Genomic DNA, 5,761 nt, shown 5'->3' with positions numbered 1-5,761 from the left:
CAATAAAACCAGTGCCGCCAGTGAGTAGGATTCTCATGGAACCTCCTTGTTGTTATTGCAATAGTCCTTTTGCATTCAATAGATCAAAAAATAAGCGGATGGTCTATGATTTGTATCAAAAAACAGTAGGTCGAGCTTAACCCAGTAGCTCCTCAAGGCTTTCAGCAGTCAGAATGCGCTCAATCCAGACTTCCAGTTGTTCAAGGCTTGCTGTACTAATTCGCTCTTCTGTCCAGCCGGGAAGTTTCCCAAACTTGAGTTGAATGAGTTTTCTTAGCGCCTGAGCTTCACCTTTTTGCATGCCTTGCTGCATGCCCTGCTGTATGCCTTGCTGAACACCTTCGTTGTGAAGTCTTTCTGCCAGTCCAGTCATCTTCTGATCCTCTTTTGGGTAACGCTGTTGATACACTATTCGTTCATCTTCGCTGAAGTCAGTATAAATATCGACAAAGTCCAGATATTTTAGTTGCTTTTCTGGGTCTTGCTCCAGTGTCAGCAGGCCTTGTATTGCTTTGGCGTAGATTTCAATTTTTTCTGTCTGGTGCCATTGCATGTTTGGCAGGTTGAGCCTTGCAACCAGATTGTTACTTTCAAGAAACTGACTGGCGGGCATGGTGTCCAGCTGGGTCTGAAGGTAATTAAACTCCAGATAAGTGTGGCGTTCACTCTGGATGCTCAGTTTGGCTGGCAGGTGTGCGTGGCTATGCAAAAAGATAACGACGGGTACGACCCGTTGCGTTTCAAAGAGTTCGCTCAGGTGTAGTGTGTAATGAGCCAGACGATGGATAGAAAAGCGGCGAGGGTCAGTTTCCTCTTCCAGCACAAAGAGCAGCGCTTCGCGTCTGCCGTCAGGCCATTCAACCAGCAGCGGAACATCCAGCTCATGAAAGCGTTCACCTAAGCGTTCCTTGAGTTGTTCCTGTCGTATTGGCGTGATGCGTACATCAGAATGAATGTCTTTGGCTTCATCTGCAGCAAAAAACTCCAGAGCTTGATGAGGGTAATCCAGTATCAGGTTTTTGAAGTTCTGGTCATGGCTGGTATTTTTGCTCACTTAGACCTCCTTGGTTTGGATCAACAACAGTCCTTTTGTCTCTGTGGTCGGTCACCCATGGTGTGCAGGCGTTGCAGTTCTTCGGTGATGTAACCCGACTGAACCTTGTAGAAGTCTTCCAGTAACTGGCGAGTCCAGTGATTAACTGCCGGTTTGATGCTGTAATAAACCCACTGCCCCTGGCGGCGATCCACGAGCAGCCCACAGCTGCGCAGTTGTGCCAGATGGCGAGAGATTTTGGGCTGGCTGTCATTTAATGCATGGGTGAACTCACAGACACAGAGTTCACTTTCTGCCATCACCAGCAACAGCAGTTTACAGCGGGTGTCATCACTCAGGCATTTAAAAAACTGGGCGGGGGTCATCATCAGTGAGTTCCTTTTTCCTTATAAGCAAACCAGGCAAAAAATACACCCATGACCAGGTAGCCGTGCACAAAGTCCGGCGCGGCGTAAAAACCGAGCCTGGGTGCGTGCATCAAGCCAATAAATGACAGGGCGGCAGCAATAACAGCAAAGATGGTGGCGCGTCGGAAGTTCTGATCAATAACACTGACGGCCATGGCACCCAGCAGGATGGCGGTGAACATGGCTCCCTGACCCAATACCACGATGCCTTCAGAGATTCCGCTGACCACATCACCGGCACCACGGTTGAAGCGGGTCATTACATAGTTGGCAAAATAGGGCAGCATAGCCAGTGCCACAGCCGGGTAATAACGTGTGTCGTTGGTCTGAAATGCAGTGGCAATCATCGACATGCCAACAAATACCAGAATCGGTGCCACCACGGAAACTGGAATCAGCGCAGCCAGAAAAGCAATCAGGCCAAACAGGGTCGCCAGAAAGTACACCGCGCCGTTCAGCAGGCTGTAACCCCGCCCGGCATTCATCCACTTGGCACCCACCGTGGCAATGTACACCGTGGTCGGGAAGAGGCCACCAAATACCGCGCCCAGCATGGTGCCCACACCGTCCACTGCCTGACACTCACGCACATCATACTTGTCACCGGCGGCTTCCATGGCTTCCACATTGTTCATGGTTTCGATGGCGTTGTAGAGGGTGATTGGCAGAATCACAGTCAGCAAAGCAACACCAACAGTAAACAGTAGTCCCAGCCCGTCAAACCAGGCAAAACCGGGCAGGATGGGATAAAAACCAAAGTGTGTGAAAGCTTCACCAATGTTCTGGCTGTCGGATTCACCCAGCAGATAAGCCAGTGCAGTACCAACAATAATCGCAAACAGTGAAGCAGGAATGTTAAACGGCATGGCCACACGTGCTACTAACCCGACCAGAATAATCGCCAGTACCAGCAGGCCAATGACCGGCATTTCCAGCGTTTTGAACAGCATTTCACCGGCAATAAAAGTAAGTGCTACACCGGCCACCGCACCCAGCATCGCAGCACGCGGCAGGTTTTTTTGCACCCAGTTGCCAATAACACTGATGATGACTTCAATCAGGCCGCTGATAAAACAGGCTGCCACGGCAATTTTCCACGCCAGTTCAGCATCACCAGTCAGGGTTTTGGCCGGCAATAACACACCAAACAGGAACACAAACATCACCGGGGTGCTGATGCCGTAAGACAGCGCAGTGACATCCACGCGGTTTTCCTTACGTGCCAGACGGGCGGCACTCCAGGCGTAGTAGAAGTTACCGAACATTACTGCCACGGCAGCACCGGGAAGCACCTGACCAAAAACGATGCTGGCAGGAAATCCCATACCCAGCAGGGTGATGGCAATAATGACAAAGTTGGCGATGTTGTTCTGGAACAGCGCAAAGAAGGCATCCGTGTCTTCTTTTTTGTACCAGGGGTAGTGAACCGGCTGGGATGCCATGCGGCAGGCCTCTTGATGGAAGAAATAAGAGGCCGGATTTTAGCAGTTAACGGTGTTGAACAGAAGCAGTGAGCCGTTCAGCTCCGGGCAGTGAGTTGACCGCTCTGATAATCCTGCATCGCCTGCTGGATCTCCACTTCAGTGTTCATCACAAAAGGCCCGTAGTGGGCAATGGGTTCTTTTAGTGCCGGGCCGGTCAGCAGTAACACACCAGTGGTTTCACTGGCGCTGGCCTGCAAGCAAATGACTGAAGCCGAGTCCTCCGCTGCAAAGGTGCCGAGCTGGCCGGTTTTGATGCCTTGCTCCAGTTCGGCAGCGTAAACATACACCAGCAGCTGTTGTCCGGCAGGCACATGAATATCCAGCTGGGTGCTGGGCTGTAATTGCAGATCAGCCAGTGCTGCCTGTTCACCAACCTGAGCCAGGCTGCTGGTGGTTTCACCAGCACTGGTTTGCCAGTGTCCGGCGATGGCTTTTAAGTGCCCATCTGGCCAGTTCAGGTGACCCATTTCTGCATCACGCAGATCACGGTACTGGGGTGCTTCAAGCTTGCGGTGGGCGGGCAAGTTGATCCACATCTGAAAAGCGTGCAGGCCGTCACTGTCCAACAGTGGCATTTCCGAGTGAATTACACCATGAGCGGCACTCATCCACTGGGCATCACCGGCATGTACTTCGCCCTTATTACCCATGGAGTCTTCATGAGTCAGGCCGCCATGCAGGATGTAGGTGAGGGTCTCAAAGCCCCGGTGTGGATGAGGTGGAAAACCACCGATGTAATCCTCTTTTGCTGATGCCTTGAGTTCATCCAGCATCAGGAATGGATCCAGGCCACCACGAAAATCGTGGATACGCCGGATTTTGACTCCGTCACCATCCTGAGAAGGTTGGGCGGTTCTGATTCCGGTCAGGCGTTGGGTAGACATGGTGTTGCCTCCTGTTTTTAGTCCTTCCAGCTTAGTGCAGTTTGCACAGGAAAAAAATCCTGAAAAATTAATGGGATTAATAGCCTGTTGCTGGAGTGACTGGGCGTTCATTTTTCCGAGCGAATTACCTCTTTAGTGCACTTGTCTTGCGCGGCGTTTTGTCGCACCATGCGCGCCATTCGGGATCCCGATGATCCTGCCCCTATTTTGTGAGTGGTTGTTATGCACATTTCCCTTTTCAAACTTGATCTTAAAAACCTACTGAAGGATAAAAATCATGACTGCTTCCCTTGCTCAGGGTTTGCTCAGGAACTTTCTCGGCAACGCCCCCTACTGGTACAAATACCTGATCCTCCTGTTTTTGCTGATTAACCCGCTGATGCACTGGTTGCCGGGGCCTTGGTCGGCTTTGGCGGGTTGGGTGCTGCTGGCACAGTTTATTTTTACTTTGGCGATGGCACTAAAATGTTATCCCCTGTTGCCGGGTGGTTTGCTGGCATTACAAGCGGTGTTTCTGGGTATGACCACCCCGGAGATGGTGCTGTATGAGGTGCGACACAACCTTGAAGTGATTCTGCTGCTGATGTTTATGGTGGCAGGTATTTATTTCATGAAACAACTGTTGCTGTTTGTGTTCACCAAAATGCTGGTGGGTGTACGCTCCAAGTCGTTACTGTCCTTTATCTTCTGTGCTGCTGCAGCCTTGTTGTCCGCTTTTCTGGATGCTTTAACAGTCACAGCGGTAATCATCTCAATTGCCGTGGGTTTTTATTCGGTTTATCACCGAGTGGCTTCCGGCAAGGAATACCACCAGCAGGGGCATGACCATGGCAATGATCTGAGCATTCTGGAGGCACAACGGGAAGATCTGGTGCAGTTCCGGGGTTTTTTGCGTTCGTTGTTGATGCATGCTGCAATCGGTACAGCGCTGGGTGGGGTTTGTACTTTGGTGGGTGAGCCGCAGAATCTGCTGATTGCCAAAGAAGCCAGTTGGGGATTTAAGGAGTTTTTCCTGCACATGGCTCCTGTCAGTCTGCCGGTGCTGGCGGCAGGGTTAATGACCTGCCTGCTGTTGGAAAAGATCAAACCCCTGGGTCGTTTTTTTGGTTATGCCGGACGCCTGCCAGGCCGAGTGCGGACAATTCTGGAAGATTTTGATCGTTATCAGACTGAGCGCAGAACACCACGCGAGACCGCTCAGTTACTGGTACAGGCGGCTGTAGCGGTGTTTCTGGTGGTGGCGCTGGCTTTTCATCTGGCCGAGGTGGGTTTGATTGGTTTGGCGGTGATAGTGCTGCTGACCAGCTTGAACGGTATTAATGAAGAGCATCAGATTGGTAAGGCGTTTCAGGAGGCTTTGCCCTTTACTGCACTGCTGGTGGTGTTTTTTACCATCGTTGCGGTGATTCATACCCAGCAGCTGTTCCAGCCTTTTATTGAGCTGGTACTACGTCAGCCTCTGGAGCGTCAGCCGGGCATGTTGTTTTTTGCTAACGGCTTGTTGTCAGCCATTTCTGATAACGTGTTTGTGGCAACCATTTATATCGGTGAAATCAAGGCTGCTTTTTTACGGGGTGAGATTAGTCGAGAGCAGTTTGAGTTGCTGGCCATTGCCATCAATACTGGCACTAATCTGCCCAGTGTGGCGACGCCCAATGGACAAGCAGCGTTTTTGTTTCTGCTGACCTCTGCCATTGCACCCTTGGTGCGTCTGTCTTATGGTCGCATGGTGCTGATGGCTATGCCTTATACACTGGTGATGGGGGGTGTTGGCTTCTGGGCTGTCACCCACTGGTTATAAAAAATGGGTCGTCAGGGTCTGGGATCCTGACGATTCTGCTGAGCTTCCAGCATTCTTGTAACACTTTCCGGTGAGCTGGTATTACGAGCCAGCAGGTTGTAGGTCAGCGGCACCACCAGCAGAGTCAGCAA

General features: G+C 51.2%; 5 protein-coding genes. 1 reads left to right on the top strand and 4 read right to left on the bottom strand.

Annotation, left to right across the window (positions count from 1 at the left end):
- Positions 1-136 precede the first annotated feature (136 nt).
- The 4 genes from IBX50_RS16340 to IBX50_RS16325 all read right to left on the bottom strand — a co-directional run bounded on the left by IBX50_RS16340 (position 137) and on the right by IBX50_RS16325 (position 3,829).
- Positions 137-1,054 (bottom strand): DUF4351 domain-containing protein, encoded by a 918-nt coding sequence (locus tag IBX50_RS16340; protein ID WP_292257361.1) that lies wholly within the window; start codon positions 1,052-1,054, stop codon positions 137-139.
- 20 nt (positions 1,055-1,074) lie between these two features.
- The gene (locus IBX50_RS16335) at positions 1,075-1,419 is read right to left on the bottom strand and encodes a metalloregulator ArsR/SmtB family transcription factor (RefSeq protein WP_292257362.1); all 345 of its coding nucleotides are present in this window, start codon (positions 1,417-1,419) and stop codon (positions 1,075-1,077) included.
- Positions 1,420-1,421: 2 nt separating this feature from the next.
- The gene (locus IBX50_RS16330; protein ID WP_292257360.1) at positions 1,422-2,903 is read right to left on the bottom strand and encodes an NCS2 family permease; all 1,482 of its coding nucleotides are present in this window, start codon (positions 2,901-2,903) and stop codon (positions 1,422-1,424) included.
- 77 nt (positions 2,904-2,980) lie between these two features.
- On the bottom strand, positions 2,981-3,829 hold the full coding sequence (locus tag IBX50_RS16325) for a pirin family protein (RefSeq protein ID WP_292257359.1): 849 nt from the start codon (positions 3,827-3,829) through the stop codon (positions 2,981-2,983).
- Positions 3,830-4,106: 277 nt separating this feature from the next.
- Here IBX50_RS16325 and nhaB point away from each other — a divergent pair, with 277 nt between their 5' ends.
- Positions 4,107-5,630, top strand: coding sequence for a sodium/proton antiporter NhaB (nhaB, locus tag IBX50_RS16320; protein ID WP_292257358.1), 1,524 nt, complete (start codon positions 4,107-4,109; stop codon positions 5,628-5,630).
- Positions 5,631-5,761: the final 131 nt, after the last annotated feature.

Source organism: Marinospirillum sp. (assembly GCF_014859565.1).
Note: the sequence above shows the minus strand (reverse complement) of the source record. Positions and strands in the feature narration are given on the sequence as shown.

Bases quoted from the DNA above. Each gene is read 5' to 3' on its own strand.
- IBX50_RS16335 (WP_292257362.1), bottom strand. From the start codon at position 1,419: ATGACCCCCGCCCAGTTTTTTAAATGCCTGAGTGATGACACCCGCTGT.
- IBX50_RS16330 (WP_292257360.1), bottom strand. From the start codon at position 2,903: ATGGCATCCCAGCCGGTTCACTACCCCTGGTACAAAAAAGAAGACACG.
- IBX50_RS16325 (WP_292257359.1), bottom strand. From the start codon at position 3,829: ATGTCTACCCAACGCCTGACCGGAATCAGAACCGCCCAACCTTCTCAG.
- nhaB (WP_292257358.1), top strand. From the start codon at position 4,107: ATGACTGCTTCCCTTGCTCAGGGTTTGCTCAGGAACTTTCTCGGCAAC.